The sequence below is a fragment of the Micromonospora sp. NPDC005174 genome, assembly GCF_040608495.1.
GTDB lineage: Bacteria > Actinomycetota > Actinomycetes > Mycobacteriales > Micromonosporaceae > Micromonospora.
This window is the reverse complement of sequence record NZ_JBEXIJ010000044.1, coordinates 23,812-44,304: the sequence shown is the minus strand read 5'-3', so window position 1 is coordinate 44,304 and position 20,493 is coordinate 23,812. Positions and strand designations below refer to the sequence as shown.

Genomic DNA, 20,493 nt, shown 5'->3' with positions numbered 1-20,493 from the left:
GGGCGGGCGCCGCGCGGGGGGGGGCGGGGCGGGGGCGGGGGGCGGGGGGTTACTGCTGGTTGAGCGCGTTGGCGAAGGTGTCGTTCTCGGTCTTTTGCTCGCGGCGGCGGCGGATCGTCCAGACGATGAAGAGCACCCAGGCGATCCCGGCCACCACACCGGCGAGGGTCAGACCGGTGACGAGCAGCCAGGTGGAGCCGCCGGCGGTGGAGAAGACGCCCTTACGCGCGCCCGTGTCCCGTGCGGCGGCCGTCTCCCCCGTCGACAGGGCGTCCGGGGCGTCGTAGAGGATCACGTCCGTTCGCTTGGCCCCGCTGTCGGCCACGAAGTCGCCGTGCCAGGTGCAGTTCCGGCGGGAGCATTCCTCGGAGACGGCCGTGAAGGTGCCCGTCGTACCGCCGCCGCCCTTGGCCTGCCAAGCCGGTCCGAGGTCACCAACGCCCAGCATCAGCCCGATGCCGGCGATGACGGGCAGACCGATCCAGACGAACACCTTGGTCCGCCAGTCGTTGATCTTGTTGAAAATTTCCACGGCGGGAGACCCTAACGGCCGGAAGCCGGTCCCGCTGCCCCGTTTCGACAGGCCCTGCGGCAGGGCGCGTCCGCGGGACCTACGACTGCCGCCGCTCGCTCTCGTCGGACTGCTGGTCCTCGTCGGACTGCTTGTCCTCGCCGGCCAGGGCCGCGCGGAGGCGTTCCTTCTCCGCCTTACGCCGTTCCGTGGCCTCGGCCATTTCCTGGGCCATCTCGTCACGCCAGCCGCGCAGCAGGAAGAAGGAGAGCGCGGCGGAGAACGCCAGCGCCAGGATCAGCTTCAGGAAGACGTCCACGTCGACCAGCCAGAGGGCCGCCAGTACGGCGACGAACAGCCCGATCCGGCCCAGTGTGTACTTGAGCGCCGCGCTCACGTCTATTCTCCGTTCTCCGCGCCCGTGGGCGGGTCATTCAGCCGGTCCGGCGGGCCAGCCAACGGACGCCGGGGAACCAGATCGTCGCGTACGCCACGGTGAACGCCGCCGCCGCCAACGCGCCGGACAGCAGTAGCGGCAGCCCGGCGACCAGGCCGGCGACCAACAGCCCCACGAGCACCCCGACAGCCGCCGCGACGAGCGCCGCCACCACCCGGGCCGCACCGAACCCCCAGGCCCGGAAGTCGTCCCAGAACAGCCAGGCCGGCAGGATCACCGCCAACCAACCGTTGGTGTGCCCGAAGTCGCCGGCGCCGAACGAGGAGAACGCCCACTCGAACAGCACGAGCGCCAGCATGCCGATGACCAGGCCGGCCAGGCACACCCCGAGCAGGTCGCCCAGCGTACGGACGCGCCCCTCGGCGTCCCGCCGGGGGAAGCTGCCCTGCTGCTCGGCACCACGTTGCTCGGTCATCGACTGCGAGGGTACGTGGTGCCTCAGGCCCAGACCTGCTGCGGCTCGGCGCGGCGCTCGGCCAGCGACGGCGCCTTGTCGTACTCCCGGACGACGTTGTAACGGGTGTCCCGCTCGACCGGCTGGAAACCGGCGTCCCAGATGAGGTGCAGCAGGTCGTCCCGGTGCATGGTGTTCGGGGTGCCGTACGAGTCGGCGTCGTGGGTGATCTTGTATTCGACCACCGAGCCGTCCAGGTCGTCCACGCCGAAGTTCAGCGAGAGCTGTGCCACCGAGAGGCCGTGCATCACCCAGAAGTTCTTCAGGTGCGGCACGTTGTCGAAGAGCAGCCGGGACACCGCGAACGTCTTCAGCGACTCGGCCGGCGAGGCCATCGTCGTCCGCGCCTGGATCCGGTTACGGATCTTGCCGTCCGCCGAGTCCACGAAGTCGTGCTGGTAGCGCAGCGGGATGAAGACCGCGAAACCGCCTGTCTCGTCCTGCAACTCGCGCAGGCGCAGCACGTGGTCGACGCGGTGCCGGGGCTCCTCGATGTGGCCGTACAGCATGGTCGCGGGGGTCTTCATGCCCTTGCTGTGCGCCAGGGCGTGGATGCGCGACCAGTCCTCCCAGTGGCAGTTGTGGTCGACGATGTGCTGCCGGACCTCCCAGTCGAAGATCTCCGCGCCGCCACCCGTCAGTGACTCCAGGCCCGCGTCCATCAGCTCGTCGAGGATCTCGTCGGCGCTCAGGCCACTGATCTTCTCGAACCACTGCACCTCGGTCGCCGTGAAGCACTTGAGCTTGACGTTCGGCAGGGCGGCCTTCAGCTCGCGCAGCACCTTGGGGTAGTAGCGCCAGGGCAGCGTCGGGTGCAGACCGTTGACGATGTGCAGCTCGGTGAGCTGCTCGTCCTCCATCTCCTTGGCCTTGCGGACCGCCTCGTCGATGCGCATCGTGTACGCGTCCTTCTCGCCCGGCTTGCGCTGGAACGAGCAGTACGCACAGGACGCCGAGCAGACGTTGGTCAGGTTGAGGTGCCGGTTGACGTTGAACATCACCCGCTCACCGTTCAACTCGGTGCGCCGGTGGTGCGCCAGCCGCCCCAACCAGGTCAGGTCGTCGCTGTCGTAGAGGGCGATGCCGTCCTCCCGGGTCAGCCGCTCACCGGCGTACACCTTCGCTTCGAGCTCACGCTTGAGTCCGGCGTCCATGGCACGTCCCTTCCACCTGCGGTCCTCCCGAGGGTACGTCGGCCCTCCGGTGACCCCGGCGGCACGGTCCGCGACAGCGACCCACTTCACCGGACTCTCAGCCTCCCGTAACCCGCCGATGCATCGACATCACTGCCGTCGTGCGGTAAGACAAGGTGGGGCGGAACTCACACACTGGTACCGTCCCGACGGCCGCGCCCACCGAGCGCGGCGACGAGCACCGGACGGGGAGCGGAATGGTCGACAGCGGGCGCGGGCGACGGCAGCGACGACGGAGCCCGGTGATCTCGCCGGTGCTGCGCCCGAAGCTCTGGGCCGCCCTGCTCGGCGCGATCGCCGCCGCGGTACTGGCCACTCCCGCGTACGCCGAGCCGACAGTGCCCGCGACGGTGCCGGACACCGGTGCGCGCCCGCCGGCCATCGGCGCCCCGCAGGTGCCCGGCAACCCGCCTGGCGCTGGCGTCCTGGCACCGCCGGTGGTCAACCTTGGCAGCGGCCCGCTGGCCGCCCAGATCGCCGCCGCCGAAAGCCAGGTCGGCCTGCTCGGCGACCAACTACTGCTGACCCGTCAGAAACGGACCGACGCGCAGGCGCAGCTCGTCGCTGCGGGCAAGGTGCTGGCGGCCACGCAGGACGCCCTCCTCCGTGCCCAGCAGGCAGCCGACGCCGCAGCCTCGGACGCGGTGAAGGCAGCCGCCGCCCTGCCCCCGGGTGACTTCGTCGACGACATCCAGGGGTTGAGCCGGCTCCAGCGGATCAACCGGGGCGAGAAGGTCGAGGGCGCCAGCACCGCCGTGACCGGCGAGCTGGCTCGGGCCCGCGCCACCGAGCAGTCCGCCTACCAGGCACACACGGCGGCCAAGGCCGCCGTCGACGCCGCCGAGGCGGAGTTCACCACCGGTGCGAAGGCGCTGCAGACCGCCGAGGCCAGCCTGCTCAAGCTCCGCAGGGACAACGCCACCCAGCTGATCGCGCTCGAACGCCAGCAGGAGGCCGCCGATCAGCAGTTCGGATCGGGCTACGTCGCCGGCCAGAGCAGCAGCGGGATGTCCGCGCACCCGCGGGCGCTGGCTGCGGTCCGGTACGCGCTCGCCCAACTCGGTGACCCCTACAAGTGGTCCGAGGAGGGGCCGAACGAGTTCGACTGTTCGGGCCTGATGTGGGCCGCGTACCGGTCCCCGGGCGCCGACTACTTCGACCTGCCCCGGGTCTCCCGCGACCAGTACGCCGCCACCCGGGCACGCACCGTGCGGCCGACCGAGGCGCTCCCCGGCGACCTGCTGTTCTTTGCCTCCGGCAGCAGCTGGACCACGATCCACCACGTCGCCATGTACATCGGCAACGGCAAGATGGTGCAGGCGCCCACCACCGGTGACGTGGTCAAGATCTCGGTGGTCGGCTGGTCCCGGCTCTACGCCGTGACCCGGGTGATCGGCGCGGTGCCCACTCCGAACGTGCCGCTCCCGCCCGTGCCGCCGCCCGCCACCACCAAGCCGACGCCGCCCGCGAAGCCGACGCCCACCCCCAAGCCGAGCCCCACCGGCAAGCCGACCACGAAGCCGACGCCCCCGCCGACGGGAACGGGTACGCCGACGCCCACCGGCACACCGAAGCCGACCGCTACGCCGAAGCCGACCGGCGGCACCTCGCCAACTCCGACGGGCAACCCGACCAACACGCCGACGACGCTGCCGACGCCGCCGACCACGGCACCGGCCAGCTCGTCGGCATCCGCGGGGACCACGCCGTCCACCAGTCGGAGCGGGACGAGCAGCGACAGCCCGAGCGCGGGACGCTGATCCGCCACCCGGGCTCCGGCTGTCCGCCTGGGACGATCTGTGGCACGGTGACAACCAGGCACACCCGGTCCGATGTCACGGACCGGGTGCGAGCGTGGCGCGGAGGGCGGAGATGGCCGAGCAGAAAGATCCGGCGGAGAGTGTCGACCGTGACGTCGACCGGGCCGACGCGCCGAGGCTGACGACCTCGGATCCGGCGACCGGTGCCGATACCGGCTCGGCGGCCGTTGCCCCCGGCGCCGCACAGTCCAGCGCCGCGCAATCCAGCGCCGCACAGTCCAGCGCCGCACAGTCCAGCGCCGCACAGTCCAGCGCCGGCACGGACACCGCGTCAGCCGACGCTGCCGCGCCGGACACCGCGCCCAGCGACGCCGCGACGGACAAGGCCTCCTCCACGCTGCACACCGATGCCGTCACGCCGCAGACGGGAGCGGACGCCGCGCAGTTGCAGGACGCCGTCGCCGACTCGGCGGCCGCTCCGGTCCGGGCGCGGGCCAGCGTCGTGACAGCCCCGGCACGCCCCGATGATCTCCCGGCGAGCGCTCCGGCCACCGCGACCACCTACCGTGCGACCGGCTCGGCCAGCACGCTGCCCGCGCAGCGGGACGGCTCGACCGCCAGCGCCAGCGTTCCGGCCTCGACCAGCGCCTCGGCCTCGGCGCGAGCCAGTGCCACGGTGCCCGGCAGCAGCCGGGTCGCGGCCGGCGACGAGGCCACGCCGGAGTCCCGGGCCAGCACGTCGGCCGTCTACCGGTCGGGACCGGTGAGTCCCGAACCGCCCGAGCCGGCACAGCCCCCGGAGCCGACGCAGCCACCCGCGCCGCCGACCCCGGAGCCGACGCCGCCCGGGCCGGGCGAGCCGGAGCCCGCGCCGAGCCCAGGGCCGTACCCGCCTGGTCCGGCGCCGACGCCGAGCCCCTTCCCCACGCCGCCACCGGACCCGGTACCACCCGTGCCCGGGCCGCCCCTGCCACCACCCTCGCCGCTGCCGCCTGTCCCCGGACCCCCGACGCCACCGGTCCCCGGGCCGCCGATGCCGCCGCCCGGCCCGCCGGTGCCCGCGCCACCGCCGCCGCCCGGCCCGATGCCGGCACCACCGTTCCCGCCGCCTCCGGCGACGATCGGCACGCCGGGCGTACGGGCCAGCGCGTCGGTCTCCGCGCCGCCGGCCAACTCCGCCGGATGGACCGCCGCGTCGTCGGTGCGGGCCGACTCCGACGGGTACGCCCGCAGCACGTCGGCCGACCCGCAGGGGTGGGCCGCCGCCTCGGTCTCGGCACCGCCGTCCGGTTGGCCGTCCGCGACGGACGCGGCACCGCGAACCTCCGGTGCGTCCTTCTCTCCCCCGACCGCCACCCGGCGGACGTCGGATGTCGCACCGCCAGCGCCGGGCAGCGCCTCGACCGCCCCTCCGGTGGTGCCCGCGCCCGCGCTGCCGACCTGGCCCCCGTCCACCACCACCCCACTGACCGGCGGTACGGACCACCGGACGACCACGCCGCCTGGCGGCCCCGAACGGCGGGACACGGTGGCTGGCAGTCGCGCCGGCAGCCGGGCTGGTGGCACCGGCCTGTCGGGCACGGTCTACGCCGGCGGCGACGGCCCGGGCTACACCACGATCGCCCTGCCGCCCAACGCGGCGGTGGAGAACTCCGGCTCGCTGACCGGGCACATCCTCGCTCAGGGCTGGGCGGACACCCCGGCCGAAAGGTCCCGGAACACCCGCGTGGTGATCGTCCTGATCGCCGCGTTGGGGCTCCTGATCGGGATCAGCGTGCTGGTCGTCCTCCTCGCCAACAATGCCCTGGACGGTCTGATGGGCAGCGTGCTCAACGGCTGACCCGCCGGCCGGTTGCGATGGTGAGTCCGCCCACTACGGTCGGTCAACCGACTGGCGGCTCCGCCGAAGCGCCGTACACTGGTTGGGATCACTGACCTGGCGCGCCTGTGCGCGCCCATGGGCGATCTTGCGGGCGATCCGGCGGCACAGCCGCGGCAGGCCATCGCGAAGATGCGCCCCGCTCGAAAGGCATTTGTTGACCACCTCTGCTGACCACAGCACCGTTCCGTCCGTTTTCGATTCCGCCCCGGCGGCGATCGACGCCCCCGAGACGTCCGACGCCGCCCCGGCCGAGACCGCCGAGACGATCGGCTTCGCCGATCTGGGCCTGCCCGAGCCGTTGGTTCGCGCGCTGGCCCGACAGGGCATCGCCACTCCCTTCCCGATCCAGCAGGCAACCGTTCCGGACGCCCTCGCCGGCCGGGACGTGCTCGGTCGTGGGCAGACCGGGTCGGGCAAGACCCTCGCCTTCGGCCTTCCCCTGCTGGCCCGGGTCGCTGCCGGACGTCCGGCGCGGCCCCTGCGACCGCGCGCCCTGGTCCTCGTACCGACGCGCGAACTGGCCATGCAGGTCAACGACGCGCTCCTGCCGTTGGGCAAGTCGCTCAACGTGTTCCTGAAGACCACCGTCGGCGGCGTTCCGTACGACCGTCAGATCGACGCGCTCCGGCGCGGCGTGGAGATCATCGTGGCCACCCCGGGCCGGCTCGGCGACCTGATCGAGCGCGGCGTCTGCCAGCTCGACGACGTCGAGATCACAGTGCTCGACGAGGCCGACCAGATGGCCGACATGGGCTTCCTGCCCGAGGTGACCGAGCTGCTGTCGAAGACGCCGGCCGGCAGTCAGCGGCTGCTCTTCTCCGCCACTCTCGACGGCGACGTCGACTCGCTGGTCAAGCGCTTCATGAACGACCCGGTGACGCACTCCACCGCGCCGTCGACCGCCTCGGTGTCCACCATGGACCACCACATGCTGCTGATCCCGCCGCACGACAAGTTCCCGGTGGCCGCCTCGATCGCGGCTCGGGACGGGCGGACCATGGTCTTCGCGCGTACGCAGATGGGCGTCGACCGGCTGGTCGAGCAGCTGGCCGCGGTCGGTGTACGGGCCGGCGGGCTGCACGGCGGCAAGACCCAGCGGATGCGGACCAAGACCCTGGCCGAGTTCCGCGAGGGTCGGATGAACGTCCTGGTCGCCACGGATGTGGCGGCCCGGGGCATCCACGTCGACGGCGTCACCCTGGTGCTGCACGTCGACCCGCCGAAGGACCCGAAGGACTACCTGCACCGCGCCGGTCGCACGGCCCGGGCGGGCGAGTCCGGCGCGGTCGCCACGCTGGTGCTGCCCAAGCAGCGCCGCACCACCCTCGCGATGCTGGAGAAGGCCGGCGTGGCACCGGCCGAGACCCGCGTCCGGGTCGGCGACCCGGTGCTGGCCGAGCTGATCGGTGCCCGTGAGCCCAGTGGCGTCCCGGTGCGCGTCGAGGCGGAGCCCCGCGGGTTCGGTGACCGCGGCGGGCGACGGTTCGACGACCGCTCCGGCGGCCCGCGCCGGTTCGGCGACCGGCCCTCCGGCGAGCGACGCTACGGCGACCGCCCGCAGGGCGAGCGTCGGTACAGCGACCGGCCCACCGGCGAGCGACGCTACGGCGACCGCCCGCAGGGTGACCGGCAGTACGGCGACCGTCCGCAGGGCGAGCGCCGCTACGCCGACCGGGACAGTCGGGGTTACGGCGACCGGCCCACCGGGGAACGGCGCTACGGCGACCGGCCGCAGACCGACCGGGGTGACCGACCGGCTGGCGAGCGGCGCTACAGCGACCGGCCGCAGGGTGACCGGCAGCACGGCGACCGGCCGCAGGGCGACCGTCCGCGCTACGGGGACCGACCGACCGGTGAGCGCCGTTACGCCGACCGTCCGCAGGATGACCGGCAGTACGGCGACCGCCCCCAGGGCGAGCGGCGCTACGGCGACCGGCCGCAGGCCGACCGGGGTGACCGGCGCTTCGCGGACCGGGACACTCGGGGCGGCTACCGTTCCGAGGGCCGCGGTGGGGACGACCGGCCGCGTGACGACCGGCCGCGTGACGACCGACGGGGCTTCGGCGGGCGGCCGCCGGCGCGTACCCACTGATTCGGTGGTCCACTGATCGACCCGGAACGCCGTCGCGGAGCATGTGCTCCGCGGCGGCGTTCGCGCATGCCCTGCCGATGACGCGCGGGTCGCGTAACGTCCGGCTCATGGCGACCATGAGCAAGTCGATCTTCTGGTCCCGGACGGACACCGCTGGCAGCGAGCAGGCCCTGCTCGACGACGGCGACACGTTGACGGCGCGGGGCACACTTCTCGCCGTCGATCCGATTCCGTTCACCGCCCGCTATCGGCTGACGACAGCGCCCGACCGGAGCACCGCCCGCGTCGAGGTCGAGGTCGAGGGATCAGGTTGGCTTCGCCGGGTGACCCTGGAACGGGCCACGTCCCGGTGGCGGGTGACCACCGCCGAGCAGGGCGACCTGGACGCGGCGCTGATCGCGGCCGGACACCCCCGGGCCGGTCTTCCCGGCACCGACGACCCGGACCGCCTGGCCGACGCGCTCGACGTCGACCTGAGCGGTTCGCCGCTGTTCAACGCCCTCCCGGTACGCCGGCTCGGGCTGACCGGTGGGCCGGCCGACATGCCGCGCCGGATCACCGTGGCGTGGGTGCTGCTGCCCGGCCTGGAGGTGGTGCCGGCCGAGCAGATCTACACGGCGCTGGGGCCCGGCCGGGTCCGGTTCGCCAGCGGGACGTTCACGGCCGACATCGACCTGGACGCCGACGGGTACGTGGTGCGCTATCCCGGCCTGGCCGAACGGATCGACCCGCGCTGAGGTCACACCCGCTCAGGCGGGCCAGGCCCCGCTGGTCAGGAAGCGCTCGACGGTGGCGGTGTGAGCGGCCAGGTCCAGGCCCTGGGCGGCCACCCAGTCGTCGGAGTAGTACGTGTCGGCGTACCGGTCGCCCGCGTCACAGATCAGGCTGACCACCGAGCCGGTCCGACCCTGGGCCAGCATGTCGGCGATGAGGCCGAACGCGCCCCACAGGTTGGTGCCGGTGGAGCCGCCCACCCGACGGCCGAGCACCGCCGAGCCGGCGCGCATGGCGGCCAGCGAGGCCGCGTCCGGCACCTGGACCATCCGGTCCACGACCGAGGGCAGGAAGGACGCCTCGACGGTGGGACGGCCGATTCCCTCGATGCGGGAGCCCCTGCCGGTGCGTACGGACCAGTCCGCGGCCACCCAGGCGGGATAGAAGGCGGAGTTCTCCGGGTCCACGACGCAGAGCTTGGTGGACAGGCGGCGGTAGCGGGCGTACCGGCCGATGGTGGCGCTGGTGCCGCCGGTGCCGGCGCCGACCACGATCCAGGCCGGGATGGGGTGCCGTTCCAGCTCCAACTGGGCGTAGATCGACTCGGCGATGTTGTTGTTGCCCCGCCAGTCGGTGGCCCGCTCGGCGTACGTGAACTGGTCCATGAAGTGGCCGCCGGAGTCCTCGGCCAGCCAGCGGGCCTCGACGACGACACCGGCCGGGTCGTCCACCAGATGGCACCGGCCGCCCTGGAACTCGATCTGCGCGATCTTCTCGGGCGAGGTGGACGCGGGCATCACGGCGATGAACGGCAGTCCGAGCATGCGCGCGAAGTACGCCTCGGAGACCGCCGTGGAACCCGAGGACGCCTCGACGATCGTGGTGTGCGGCCCGATCCACCCGTTGCAGAGGCCGTAGAGGAACAGTGAGCGGGCCAGCCGGTGCTTCAGCGAGCCGGTCGGGTGCGACGACTCGTCCTTGAGGTAGAGGTCGATTCCCCAGGCCCGGGGCAGCGGAAAGGGCAGGAGGTGGGTGTCGGCCGAGCGGTTCGCGTCCGCCTCGACAGTGGCGATCGCCTCGGTCACCCAGCTACGGCTGGCCTCGTCGCACCGGTCGAGATGAGTCACGCTCGGAAACCTAGCAACCAGGTCAGGCGGGCTGCGGACCGACCGGCTGCGGGCGGTTCTCCCACTTGGTGGAGAGGGCGATGGCGGTACGGGTCGAGGCGACACCGGGTGTCCGGTTCAGCCGCACGATGAGCTGTTCCAGCTCGGCGATCGTGCCGACCCTGGCCTTGAGCAGGAACGACTCGACACCCGCCATGAAGTAGCAGGACTCGATCTCGGGCAGCACCCGCAGCGACTCCAGCATGTCGTCGGAGTCCGCGCCGGAGTCCTCGACGATGCCGATGAGCGCGGTGACGCCCAGCCCGATCGCCTCGGGCGCCACGTCCGCCCGGTAGCCCAACACGACGCCGCTGCTCTCCAGCTTGCCGACGCGTTCGTGCACGGCCGGGGCGGAGAGGCCCACCTGCCGGGCCAGCTCGGCGTACGACAGACGGGCGTTGCCGCGCAGCAGGTCGACGAGGCTCAGGTCGATGGCGTCCACGGAGAGTGACCTTAACGCGTTGGGCGTAACGCGAGACCTTCGGCATCCGTTGGTCAGGACAGTGAGTAACTGTTCACAAACGGTCCGTCTAGGTAGGGGTCGCACCAGTACCATTTACTAACTTCCCACTCAGTGCATTTTTCGCGTTTGGCGGACACGCCAGGTCCCTGGTGCTGTAATTGCCATACGTCCCTCATGACGGCTCTGGGCTCGCACCAGCCGGGGGCAGTGTGTTCAGCCAGGGGCTTCGTCGACGCGAGGAGGGGGCTGTGGACACTGGAGATCGCCTGCTGACACCGGGTGAGGTCGCCGCGCTGTTTCGGGTGGACCCGAAAACTGTGACGAGATGGGCGGCGGCCGGCCGGATAGGAAGCATCCGGACTCCAGGCGGGCATCGCCGGTTTCGGGAATCCGAGGTGCGAGCCCTGCTTGAGGGGGAGGGCATGCTGGACGAGGTGGACGAGGTCGGAAAGCCACGCAACGTGGGTCCGGCCGCCTCCACCGGGCCGGGTCCGGCCAACGCCGGCATGTACTGAACTGGTGCGGACAACGTCAGGCGGACCGGGCGACAGTCCGGTCCGCGCACCACTGGAACAATCCTGACCGTTCAGCGCCGGGCCGCTTGACCGTTCAGCGCCGGGCCGCGCCGAGCTGGCCGGACCAGCGGCGGAACAGGGTGTGTGGCACGCCGAGCGCGTCCAGCACCTTGCCGGCCACGAAGTCGACCAGTTGCTGCGCGCTGGCCGCCGCGCCCGCGCCGTAGAAGCCGGGGCTGGCCGGCAGCACCACCGCGCCGGCGTCGTGCAACGCGATGAGGTGCTCCAGGTGGCTGCGGGTCACCGGGGTCTCCCGGGGCACCACCACCACCGGTCGGCGCTCCTTGAGGTTGACCTCGGCGGCGCGTTGCAGCAGGTCCTTGGAGAGCCCGATCGCGATGCCCGCGCAGGCCGCCGTGCTGGCAGGCACCACCGCCATTCCGCGTACCCGGTAGGACCCGCTGCTGGGTCCGGCGGCCAGGTCGCCCGCCGGCCAGTGACGTACGTCCGCGTCGGTCAGGTCCCGGTCGAGCCACGTCGCCAGGTCCTCGGCCCAGTGCGCGTCGCGGAACGAGCGGCCGGTCTCGTCGAGCAGGGTGAGCCGCGCCGCGCGCGACACGATGAGGTCCACCGGCTCGCCCGCGTCGAGCAGCCCGCCAACGACGGCCGCCGCGTACGGCGTACCGGAGGCTCCGGATACGCCGACCACCCATGGTTCCCGCATGCCTCCAGCCTGCCTGGTCCGCGCCGCGGGCCGCTGGGCACCCCCGCAATCCGCCGCGCCGCGGCCGTCCGAGTTGTCCGGCCGGGTACGTGACTGTCCCGCCGACCTGACATGCTGCCGATGGCGATTTGCACCGGGAGCAGTTCGCACGGGAGGCATCGGTGACGACCGGCGAGGTCCTCTGGGCGCTGCGCGCCGAGTGCCCGATCCCACCCCGACTCTCGCCACACGCCGACCGGGTTCAGCAGTGGCTCGTCGACGTCCTGCCCGAGCTGGGTATGCCGCTGGACGACGCCGCGCTGCACCGGTTGGCCCGGGGAGGCTTCGCCCGGTACGCGGGGCGCCTCTACCCGGACGCCAGCGAGGCCGACCTGCGGGTGCTGACCGCCCTGTTCACCTGGTTCTTCCTCGTCGACGACGCCTGCGACGGCCCGAACCGGCTCCACCCGGAGCAGATCCGGGCGCTGCGCGACGGGACGCTGGCACTGCTGCACGACGGTCCCCGGCTCCGGCACGGCGGTTTGACCGGTCCGCTGCGGCGGCTGCTGGTGCTGGCCTGGCGGGAGCCGCGCAGGCGGATGCCGGCGCGGTGGCGGCTGCGCTTCGCCGACGCGGTGGCCCGGCACCTCGACGGCACCTGGCGGGAGGCGGTCAACAAGGAGGCCGCCGCCCGTCCCGGCGTCGACGAGTACGTCGAGTTGCGGCGGTCCACCTCGGCGGCCGAGGTGTCGTATCCGCTGGTGGAGTTCGTCAGCGGCCGGTCCCTGCCCGATCCGGTCTACCACCATCCGCTGCTGCGGCAGATCGCCCGCACCGGCAACGACCTGCTCTCCTGGTACAACGACCTGGCCTCGCTCGAGAAGGACCGGGCCACCTCGGGCGGGCACAACCTGGTCCTGGCGACGCAGGCCGAGTGGGGCGTCTCGTCGGAGGAGGCGGTGCAGCGGGTGGCCGAGCGCTGGCGCGAGTCGATGCGGCGGTTCGTGGCGCTCCGCGCCGCCGTGCCGTCGTTTGGGCCGGCGTTGGACGAGGCCGTCACCGACCATCTCGACGGAGTCGCGTACGCCGTGCGCGGCACCATCGACTGGACGCTGGAGAGCGCCCGCTACCCGACGGCCGCCCAACCTTAGGGCCGCAGGTCCAGGCGGATCACCAGGTCGAGCAGGGCGAACACGAACAGCGCGATGCCGACGAACCCGTTGGCGGTGAAGAACGCCCGGTTGACCTTGCTGAGATCGGTCGGGCTGACCACCAGGTGCTGGTAGGCGAACGCGACGGCCGTCAACGCCAGGCCGACCCACCACAGCCAGCCGAATCCGATCAGCGCCCCGAACCAGACGAAGAGCCCGAAGGTCACCACATGCGTCACGGTGGAGGCGTGCAGGGCGAAGCGACGGCCGTACCGGGCGGGCACGCTGTGCACGCCGATCTGCTGGTCGATCTCGGAGTCCTGGCAGGCGTAGATGAGGTCGAAGCCACCGATCCACAGCCCGACCGCCGCGCCGAGCACCCAGGCCGGCCCGGAGCCGTCCAGGGTGCCGGTGACCGCGAGCCAGGCGCCGACCGGGCCGACCGCCTGGGCGACAGCGAGGATGGCGTGCGGCCAGTTGGTGAACCGCTTGCCGTACGGGTAGACGACCAGCGGCACCACGGCGAGCGGCGCGAGCACCAGGCAGAGCGGGTTGAGCAGGGCGGCGGCGGCGAGGAACACCACGAGCGCGACGGCCGCGCCGGTCCAGGCCGTCCGCACGCTCACCGCCCCGGTGACCAGTTCCCGGCCGGCGGTACGCGGATTCCGCGCGTCGATCCGCCGGTCGAGAATGCGGTTGGCGGCCATCGCGAACGTCCGCGCCCCGACCATCGCCACGGTGATCAGCAACAGGTCGAGCCAGCGAACCCGCCCACCGCGAACCTGCATGGCGCTGAGCGCCGAGAGGAACGCGAACGGCAGAGCGAAGACGGAGTGCTCGATGGCGACAAGATCCAGGAAGGCACGCACCCTCCCCCGCGATCTTGCACTTTCTGCTGGGACATATGGGGACGAAGGGCGCGAATCGTCGACAGGAAGTGCAAGATCGCGAGGAGTGTCGGGGGTCGTCATCAGATCCCGTACTCCTTCCAGCGCTTGTCGACCAGGGCGGTGACCTCGGGGGCCATGGTCATCTCCTCCGGCCAGCCGCGGGTGTAGCCCTCGGCCGGGAGCTTGCGGGTCGCGTCGACGCCCACCTTGCCGCCCCAGAACTGCTGGTACGACGAGTGGTCGAGGTGGTCCACCGGCCCCTCGGTGAGCAGCAGGTCGCGGGCGTAGTCGACGTTGCCGAAGGCGCGGAACGCGACCTCGTTGTAGTCGTGCACGTCGCAGTCCTCGTCGACGATCACGATCAGCTTGGTGAGCGACATCAGGTGCGCGCCCCAGATCGCGTTCATCACCTTCTGCGCGTGCTTCGGGTAGCGCTTGCGGATCGACACGATCGCGCAGTTGTGGAACACCCCGGCGGCCGGCAGGTCGTAGTCGACGATGTCCGGGATCAGCAGCTTGAGCAGCGGCTGGAAGATCCGCTCGGTCGCCTTGCCGAGGCCGTGGTCCTCCTGCGGCGGCTTCGAGGTGATGATCGAGTGGTAGACCGGGTTCCGCTGCATGGTCATGGCCTCGATGTGCAGCACCGGGAACGGCTCGACCGGCGTGTAGAAGCCGGTGTGGTCGCCGAACGGGCCCTCGGGCAGCCGCTCGCCGGGCTCCAGGTAGCCCTCCAGCACGATCTGCGCGTGCGCCGGCACCTGCAACGGCACGGTGAGGCAGTCGACCATCTCCACCCGCTCGCCGCGCAGGAACCCCGCGAACAGGTACTCGTCGATGTCACTGGGCAGCGGCGCGCTGGCCGCGTACGAGACGACCGGGTCGCAGCCGATCGCGACCGCGACCGGCAGGCGCTGCCCGAGCCGCTCGGCGACCGCGTGGTGTGCGGTCGAGTCCTTGTGGATCTGCCAGTGCATGCCGAGGGTGTTGCGGCCGTGCTGCTGAAGCCGGTAGAGGCCCAGGTTGCGCTTGCCGGTCTCCGGGTGCTTGGTGTGGGTCAGCCCGTAGTTGTGGAAGATCCCGCCGTCGTCGGGCCAGACCTGCAACCCCGGCAGCCGGCCCAGGTCGACGTCGTCGCCCCGGTAGACGATCTCCTGGCAGGGCGCGGTCTTGACCTTGCGCGGGGGCACCGACTTGAGCTGCATGACCTTGCCCAGGCCCTCGCGGATGCCGGACCAGCCGACCGGCAGCTCCGGCTTGATCAACGCGCCGATCCGCGCGCCGACCTCGTCCAGCGAGTCGACGCCGAGGGCCATCGCCATCCGCTTCTCGGTGCCGAACAGGTTGATCGCCACCGGCATCTCGCCCCGGGTGGGGTGCTCGAACAGCAGGGCCGGACCACCGGCGCGCACCGTGCGGGTGACCACCTCGCTGATCTCCAGGGTCGGATCGACCGGGACGTCGACCCGACGCAACTCCCCCGCGCGCTCCAGCGCCGCGAGGAAGTCCTTGAGATCGGTGTACGGGAAGCCACGAGCCATGTCGCCCAGTCTCCCGCACCGGGTGCGGCGCGGCCCACGCCGGGTGGTGTGACGCCCGCGATGGCCCGCCGTCACCTCTAGGTCAACTCGGGTTCCGTGAAGCCGCGGTGTCCCCGGCTGCCGGACACGACGACTTCGAGGAAGGCGAGTGGATCAACGCGCCCCCGGGCATGGCGGGCCGTTCAGCGGGTAGCCGGGCAGGCGGCAGCGGGCGGGACGGCGGTCGGAGGCGGCGAATGGGTGGCGATCGGGTTCCGGCAGGGTTCACCGAGCAACGGGCACGGGTCGGTCGGATCACCATGAACTATGTCCGTGGCGGCGACGGTCCACCGCTGGTGCTGCTGCACGGGTACCCGCAGTGTTGGTACATGTGGCGGCACCTGCTGCCCGAGTTGGGGCGATCCTTCGAGGTGGTCGCGCCCGACCTGCGCGGATTCGGGAGCAGCGACGCTCCGGCCGACGGGTACGACAAGAAGACCGTCGCCGCCGACCTGCACGGCCTGCTCGACCAACTCGGCGTGACCGGTGACCTGCGAGTGGTCGGGCACGACCTGGGGACGATGGTGGCGTACGCCTACGCCGCTGCCCATCCACAGCGGGTGAGCCGGCTGGTGCTCAGCGAGGCGCCGATCCCGGACGAGAGCATCTACACCTTTCCCGCGCTCACCGCGGCCGGGCCGGCGGTGTGGAACTTCGGCTTCTTCACGCTCGACAACGGGCTGCCGGAGGAACTCGTCCGTGGGCGGGAGTCGCTCTGGGTGGACCGGTTCACCGACGCCCTGATGGTGCACAAGGGCAGCATCGCCGCGCCGGACATCGAGGAGTTCGCCAGCCACCTGCGCGACCCGGCGCACCTGCGGGCGAGCTTCGCCCACTTTCGGGCGTTCGATCGGGACGTCGCCGACAACGCGACGTACCGGACCACGACGTTGACGATGCCGGTGCTGGCCGTCGGCGCGTCGGCCAGCCTCGGCGGTCAGGTCGCCGAGCAGGTACGCCGGTACGCCGACACCGTTCGCGGCGAGGTGATCGACGACTGCGGGCACTGGCTGTACGAGGAGCGCCCGGACGAGATGCTCGCCCTGCTGCGCGACTTTCTCGGGGCGGCCTGAGCGGGAGCCCCCGGGGTCAGGGGGTGCGGGCCAGGTGGACGAAGGAGCGCCACGCGGCCGGGCTGAAGGTCAGCACGCCGCCGTCGGGGTCCTTCGAATCGCGGACGTGCACCCGGCCGGGCAGGTTGTCGGCGACCTCGACGCAGGCACCAGCGTCGTTGCCGCTGCGGGTGGACTTGCGCCACTGAGCTCCGGTCAGATCCATGGCTTCACGATCTCCTCGAGCAGGTCGATGGACTGCTGCCGGGGCAGCGCGTCGCTGCGCAGACTCTCCCACCTTCCGAGCAGGGTCGCCACCTCGTTGTTCTCGTCGACGGCGGTGCCGCCGGTCTGGTTGTCGAGGAAGCCGAGCCAACTGCCGTCGGCGGTGCGGCCCAGGATGAACGGCCCGAACAGGCCGGCGTGCAGCCCGACCTTCTGTGGCAACACATGCACCCGGATGTGGGAGCGGCGGGCGCACGCCACCAGATGCCGGAGCTGACCGGCCAGCACCTCGGCGTTGCTCTCCGCGAAGCGTTGCAGGGCGGCCTCGTCGATCACGACGGTGAGCTGCGGCGGGTGCTCCCGGTCGAGGATCGTCTGCCGTTCCAGCCGGGCGGCCACCAGCTCCTCCACCCGCTCGGCGGTGAGCCCCAGGTCGAGCCGGAACACCGCGCGGGCGTAGTCGGCGGTCTGCAACAGCCCGGGAACCATCGTCGCCCCGAAGGACCGCAACTGGGTGGCCACCCGCTCGACCTCCAACCAGGGGCGGAACCACACCGGCTCGCCGTCGCGGCGGCCCAGCTCGCGTAGCGAAACGAGCAGGCCGCCAGTGTCGAGCACCTCGTCGGCCCGGGTCAGATAGGCCAGGTTGGGCACCGTCTGGCCCACCTCGACCGAGGACACCATGGACGGTGAATAGTGCGCCCGTTTGCCGTACTCCTCCTGGCTGAGCCCGGCCGCGAGCCGTGACCGCCGGAGCTGGTCTCTGATCATTTCCGCCGTGGACACCGTCGTGGTCACCGCGCCTCACCTTCCGCTGCCGAGGAGGGCCGCATCGGCTCTCCTGGCGCAAGGTAGCGAAACAGCGACCCTGAGTCAGCCCTCTACCGGCATGTTGCGGTAACGCGGCTCGCTCAGGCGGCCGGCGTCCAGGCGTAAGCGGCCAGTTGCGGGTCGAGTGGCGCGCGGGTGAGCCGGTTGGCGAAGGTGGAGATGGTGTACGCCCCGACGCCGAGCACCACGTCCAGCGCCTGCCGGGGCTGGTAGCCGGCCCCCAGGAACGCGTCGAGCTGGTCGTCGGGCACCGCGCCCCGGTGTTTGAGCACGGCCAGCGTGAACTGGCGCAGCGCCTCCAGTCGCGGCTCGGCCAGCTCCTTGCCGGCGCGCAGCGCGCTGATCAACGGGGCGCTCGCGCCGATCTCAGTGATCTTGCCGGTGTGCAGGGCCACGCAGAAGTGGCATTCGTGGGAGGTGGAGATGGTCAGGATGACCACCTCCCGCTCGACGGGCGCGAGGCTGGTCTGTTCGAAGCCCGCGCTGGCGGCGAGGAAGCCGCTGAGCAGCTGCGGCGACTCGGCCATCAGCGCCACCGGAGTGGGAAGCCAGCCGAACCGGCTCTGTACGCCCTCGACGGCCCGGCGGGCGGCGGTGGGCGCGGTCTCGGCGGTGTGGGGGGTGAAGACGGACATCGGTGCCTGCCTTAAGATGGTCAACGTGGTTGACGAAATAGTAAACGAGGTTGTCGAACGTGGCAACCTCTGATCCCGCCCGGCCCGGCTTCCAGCTCCCGCTGTTGCTGCTGGCGGGCTTCCGCACCCTGATCGACGACCTGCACGCCGAACTGGCCCGGCAGGGGCACCCCGAGCTGCGCCCCCTGCACGGCTTCGTGTTGCAGGCCGTCGGAGTGCACGGCACCACCGCCACCGAGCTGGGCCAACGGCTGGGCATCTCCAAGCAGGCGGCCGGCAAGACGGTCGACCGGCTGGTCGCCGTCGGCTACCTGGAACGGGTCGACGATCCCTCCGACGCCCGCCGCCGGCTGGTCCGGGTGACGGAACACGGCGCCGACGGGCTACGCCGCTCGGCGGAAGTTTTCGACCGACTGCGCGAGCAGTGGGCCGACGCCTTGGGCGAGGAGCGCGTCGCCGCCCTTGAAGACGACCTGCGCACGATGGCCTCGGCCAACTGGTTCCGCCTCGACGTGCCGGGCTGGTTCGGCGGCTGACCAGGATCGACACCAGATCGCCGACGTGGTGCCCTGCAGGGCGAATGATGCCGCCAGATCGTCGACCTGGAGTGGATCAAGACCGCGGGTCGACGAGACCCTGCGACACCGCTGACCACGAGCCTGAACCGCCGGATGGGAGGTGGGCGTGATCCCGGGTGTCATTCCCCCTGATAGAGGCGCGCCGGATCGACCAGGACGACATCCTGATCGCCGCCAGCTCGCCGCTGGAGGTCGTCCGTGAAGCCCGACCCGCTTACGAGCACGAGCCGGACGTGTCGCGCGTCCAGGCCAGGACGGCTGGTGAGGAGATCCCGTGCCCTCGTGAGCCGCTCCAGGTCGACCATCCCTAATGTCCTACCCCACTTGACCTCGCCAATCGCGAGGAGCGGCCGAGGGCTGTCGCCCATCGGTGGCTCACCGAACGCGACCAGATCGAGTTCCACGCTGGTTCGGCTAGCGGGGTCGGTAAGGACGGCGGCACTGGCCTCCGCGACGATGCCGCCGAGCGTGTCCGGTGCGGCAAAGCGCAGCGCCCACTGGCGGACGATCTCTTCGAAGGCCGGCCCCAGCACCGCTGCCGCGTACCGTCGCTGGGATCGACGCCAGACGTCCGCGCCGCGTCGCTGCTCCAACGCCGTCCATGCGGGTCGCATGATCGCCTGGTAGAAGCTGATGAGGGGTTCGGCGATGAGGTACCGGCTCCGGCCACTGCGCAAGGGGTCTGGTTCCCTCGTGAGGAGACCGGCGTCCTCCAACACGGTGAGTGGATGCTGTAGGTCGGTGGCCTTACGACCGATGTAGCCCGCGATTCCACCTCGGGTGCCGTTGCCGTCGGCGACCGCCGCGAGCACCGAGTGGTAGAGGGCGGTGTCGCGAAGGTCCGGATCCTCGGCCAGCAGGTAACGAGCCTCGCGGAACAGCGGACGCGCCGGGTTCAGCACGGCACGCACGACCCAGTCGTCGAAATCGGTTGGCCCGTCGGGGGCGTCGTCCTGGACGTACTCGCGTCGGTAGGCGGGTGTACCTCCGACGATCGCGAACACCCGGGCTGCGAGCAACGGATCGTCGATCCCCCAGAATCTCGCCGCCGCTCGGTAGTCAAGCGGTGCGACGGGCAACTCCAGCCCGGCCCGTCCGCGGAGTGGGGCCGAACCTGCCAGAAGCCCTCCCATGAACGAGAGCGCCGAACCGCACAGCAACAGGCGAGTTCGAGAGCCGGTGCGCTCGATCCGGCCCGGGGTGAGCGCATGCTGGATGACCGATGGGAGGTCGCGACTGGCGCGCGCCAGGTACGGGAACTCGTCGATCACCACCGTGACCGGGCGGTCCCGGCCCAGCGCGAGCAACGCGTCGACCGCGCTCGGCCAGTCGGCAAGGTGCAGTGGGCTCGGGGCTGCGGTATACCGGCCGAGCGCTTCCCCCAGGCGACGGAGCGACTCCGCCGACGTCGCCTCGGTCGCGCCGAAGTAGAAGCCCTGGGTGCTGCGGGCCAGCTCGTACAGGAGCAGAGTCTTGCCCTGCCGGCGGCGGCCGCTGACCACGCCCAGCGTCGCGCCTTGTCGATCGTCCGAGGCGAACCGGACCAGCTCCGCCCACTCGACGTCTCGGTCGAAGATCTCCGCTGGCTTGGCGAATTCCACTGTCACATCCCCACAATGTAGAACTACACTTCTAAGAAGTGTA

21 protein-coding genes are annotated in these 20,493 nt (G+C 71.6%); 8 read left to right on the top strand and 13 right to left on the bottom strand.

Annotated features, from left to right (window positions below; translation table 11 throughout):
* Positions 1-49: 49 nt before the first annotated feature.
* The 4 genes from ABZU91_RS30450 to mqnE form a co-directional block, all read right to left on the bottom strand.
* Complete coding sequence (locus tag ABZU91_RS30450) at positions 50-532, bottom strand: hypothetical protein (protein ID WP_355247974.1); 483 nt, start codon at positions 530-532, stop codon at positions 50-52.
* A gap of 79 nt (positions 533-611) precedes the next feature.
* The gene (locus ABZU91_RS30445) at positions 612-908 is read right to left on the bottom strand and encodes a DUF4229 domain-containing protein (protein WP_355247971.1); all 297 of its coding nucleotides are present in this window, start codon (positions 906-908) and stop codon (positions 612-614) included.
* 37 nt (positions 909-945) lie between these two features.
* Entirely contained in the window at positions 946-1,383 is a 438-nt protein-coding gene (locus ABZU91_RS30440) for a hypothetical protein (RefSeq protein ID WP_355247968.1), read from the bottom strand.
* Between the two features lie 23 nt (positions 1,384-1,406).
* Positions 1,407-2,576: an aminofutalosine synthase MqnE gene (gene mqnE / locus ABZU91_RS30435; RefSeq protein ID WP_355247966.1), complete on the bottom strand. Its 1,170-nt coding sequence runs from the start codon at positions 2,574-2,576 to the stop codon at positions 1,407-1,409.
* Positions 2,577-2,812: 236 nt separating this feature from the next.
* Here mqnE and ABZU91_RS30430 point away from each other — a divergent pair, with 236 nt between their 5' ends.
* From ABZU91_RS30430 to ABZU91_RS30415, 4 genes are all read left to right on the top strand, one after another.
* Entirely contained in the window at positions 2,813-4,375 is a 1,563-nt protein-coding gene (locus ABZU91_RS30430) for a C40 family peptidase (protein WP_355247963.1), read from the top strand.
* Between the two features lie 112 nt (positions 4,376-4,487).
* Positions 4,488-6,215 (top strand): hypothetical protein, encoded by a 1,728-nt coding sequence (locus ABZU91_RS30425; protein WP_355247960.1) that lies wholly within the window; start codon positions 4,488-4,490, stop codon positions 6,213-6,215.
* Between the two features lie 256 nt (positions 6,216-6,471).
* The gene (locus ABZU91_RS30420) at positions 6,472-8,349 is read left to right on the top strand and encodes a DEAD/DEAH box helicase (RefSeq protein ID WP_355247985.1); all 1,878 of its coding nucleotides are present in this window, start codon (positions 6,472-6,474) and stop codon (positions 8,347-8,349) included.
* 116 nt (positions 8,350-8,465) lie between these two features.
* Positions 8,466-9,086, top strand: a complete 621-nt coding sequence (locus ABZU91_RS30415) for a putative glycolipid-binding domain-containing protein (protein WP_355247982.1) — start codon at positions 8,466-8,468, stop codon at positions 9,084-9,086.
* A 12-nt stretch (positions 9,087-9,098) separates the two neighbouring features.
* Here ABZU91_RS30415 and ABZU91_RS30410 read toward each other — a convergent pair whose 3' ends face one another.
* Positions 9,099-10,190 (bottom strand): PLP-dependent cysteine synthase family protein, encoded by a 1,092-nt coding sequence (locus ABZU91_RS30410; protein ID WP_355247957.1) that lies wholly within the window; start codon positions 10,188-10,190, stop codon positions 9,099-9,101.
* A 22-nt stretch (positions 10,191-10,212) separates the two neighbouring features.
* Positions 10,213-10,671, bottom strand: coding sequence for an Lrp/AsnC family transcriptional regulator (locus ABZU91_RS30405; protein WP_355247954.1), 459 nt, complete (start codon positions 10,669-10,671; stop codon positions 10,213-10,215).
* 269 nt (positions 10,672-10,940) lie between these two features.
* On the opposite strand from ABZU91_RS30405, the gene ABZU91_RS30400 reads away from it, so the two are divergent.
* Positions 10,941-11,207 carry a BldC family transcriptional regulator gene (locus ABZU91_RS30400; RefSeq protein WP_007454516.1) on the top strand — a complete coding sequence of 89 codons (267 nt, stop codon included), beginning with the start codon at positions 10,941-10,943 and terminating at the stop codon, positions 11,205-11,207.
* Between the two features lie 94 nt (positions 11,208-11,301).
* Here the strand turns inward: ABZU91_RS30400 and ABZU91_RS30395 are convergent, their stop codons facing one another.
* Entirely contained in the window at positions 11,302-11,931 is a 630-nt protein-coding gene (locus ABZU91_RS30395) for a UbiX family flavin prenyltransferase (protein ID WP_355247951.1), read from the bottom strand.
* A gap of 161 nt (positions 11,932-12,092) precedes the next feature.
* On the opposite strand from ABZU91_RS30395, the gene ABZU91_RS30390 reads away from it, so the two are divergent.
* On the top strand, positions 12,093-13,061 hold the full coding sequence (locus ABZU91_RS30390) for a terpene synthase (protein WP_355247948.1): 969 nt from the start codon (positions 12,093-12,095) through the stop codon (positions 13,059-13,061).
* On the opposite strand, the gene mqnP is transcribed toward ABZU91_RS30390, so the two are convergent.
* Together mqnP and ABZU91_RS30380 are read right to left on the bottom strand one after the other, a co-directional pair.
* Positions 13,058-14,032 carry a menaquinone biosynthesis prenyltransferase MqnP gene (gene mqnP / locus ABZU91_RS30385; protein WP_355247946.1) on the bottom strand — a complete coding sequence of 325 codons (975 nt, stop codon included), beginning with the start codon at positions 14,030-14,032 and terminating at the stop codon, positions 13,058-13,060. The two genes, ABZU91_RS30390 and mqnP, sit on opposite strands and share 4 nt — an antisense overlap.
* Positions 14,032-15,489, bottom strand: coding sequence for a menaquinone biosynthesis decarboxylase (locus ABZU91_RS30380; RefSeq protein ID WP_355247943.1), 1,458 nt, complete (start codon positions 15,487-15,489; stop codon positions 14,032-14,034). The genes mqnP and ABZU91_RS30380 overlap by 1 nt, the downstream gene beginning before the upstream one ends.
* A gap of 236 nt (positions 15,490-15,725) precedes the next feature.
* On the opposite strand from ABZU91_RS30380, the gene ABZU91_RS30375 reads away from it, so the two are divergent.
* The gene (locus tag ABZU91_RS30375) at positions 15,726-16,601 is read left to right on the top strand and encodes an alpha/beta hydrolase (protein WP_355247940.1); all 876 of its coding nucleotides are present in this window, start codon (positions 15,726-15,728) and stop codon (positions 16,599-16,601) included.
* A gap of 16 nt (positions 16,602-16,617) precedes the next feature.
* Here ABZU91_RS30375 and ABZU91_RS30370 read toward each other — a convergent pair whose 3' ends face one another.
* The 3 genes from ABZU91_RS30370 to ABZU91_RS30360 all read right to left on the bottom strand — a co-directional run bounded on the left by ABZU91_RS30370 (position 16,618) and on the right by ABZU91_RS30360 (position 18,271).
* Positions 16,618-16,806 carry a DUF397 domain-containing protein gene (locus tag ABZU91_RS30370; RefSeq protein WP_355247937.1) on the bottom strand — a complete coding sequence of 63 codons (189 nt, stop codon included), beginning with the start codon at positions 16,804-16,806 and terminating at the stop codon, positions 16,618-16,620.
* Positions 16,797-17,576 carry a helix-turn-helix transcriptional regulator gene (locus ABZU91_RS30365; protein WP_355247979.1) on the bottom strand — a complete coding sequence of 260 codons (780 nt, stop codon included), beginning with the start codon at positions 17,574-17,576 and terminating at the stop codon, positions 16,797-16,799. Before ABZU91_RS30365 ends, ABZU91_RS30370 begins: the two co-directional genes overlap by 10 nt.
* A 140-nt stretch (positions 17,577-17,716) precedes the next feature.
* Positions 17,717-18,271, bottom strand: a complete 555-nt coding sequence (locus ABZU91_RS30360; protein ID WP_355247934.1) for a carboxymuconolactone decarboxylase family protein — start codon at positions 18,269-18,271, stop codon at positions 17,717-17,719.
* A gap of 59 nt (positions 18,272-18,330) precedes the next feature.
* On the opposite strand from ABZU91_RS30360, the gene ABZU91_RS30355 reads away from it, so the two are divergent.
* On the top strand, positions 18,331-18,807 hold the full coding sequence (locus ABZU91_RS30355; protein WP_355247931.1) for a MarR family winged helix-turn-helix transcriptional regulator: 477 nt from the start codon (positions 18,331-18,333) through the stop codon (positions 18,805-18,807).
* A gap of 161 nt (positions 18,808-18,968) precedes the next feature.
* Here the strand turns inward: ABZU91_RS30355 and ABZU91_RS30350 are convergent, their stop codons facing one another.
* Positions 18,969-20,456, bottom strand: coding sequence for an ATP-binding protein (locus ABZU91_RS30350; protein WP_355247928.1), 1,488 nt, complete (start codon positions 20,454-20,456; stop codon positions 18,969-18,971).
* Positions 20,457-20,493 lie beyond the last annotated feature (37 nt).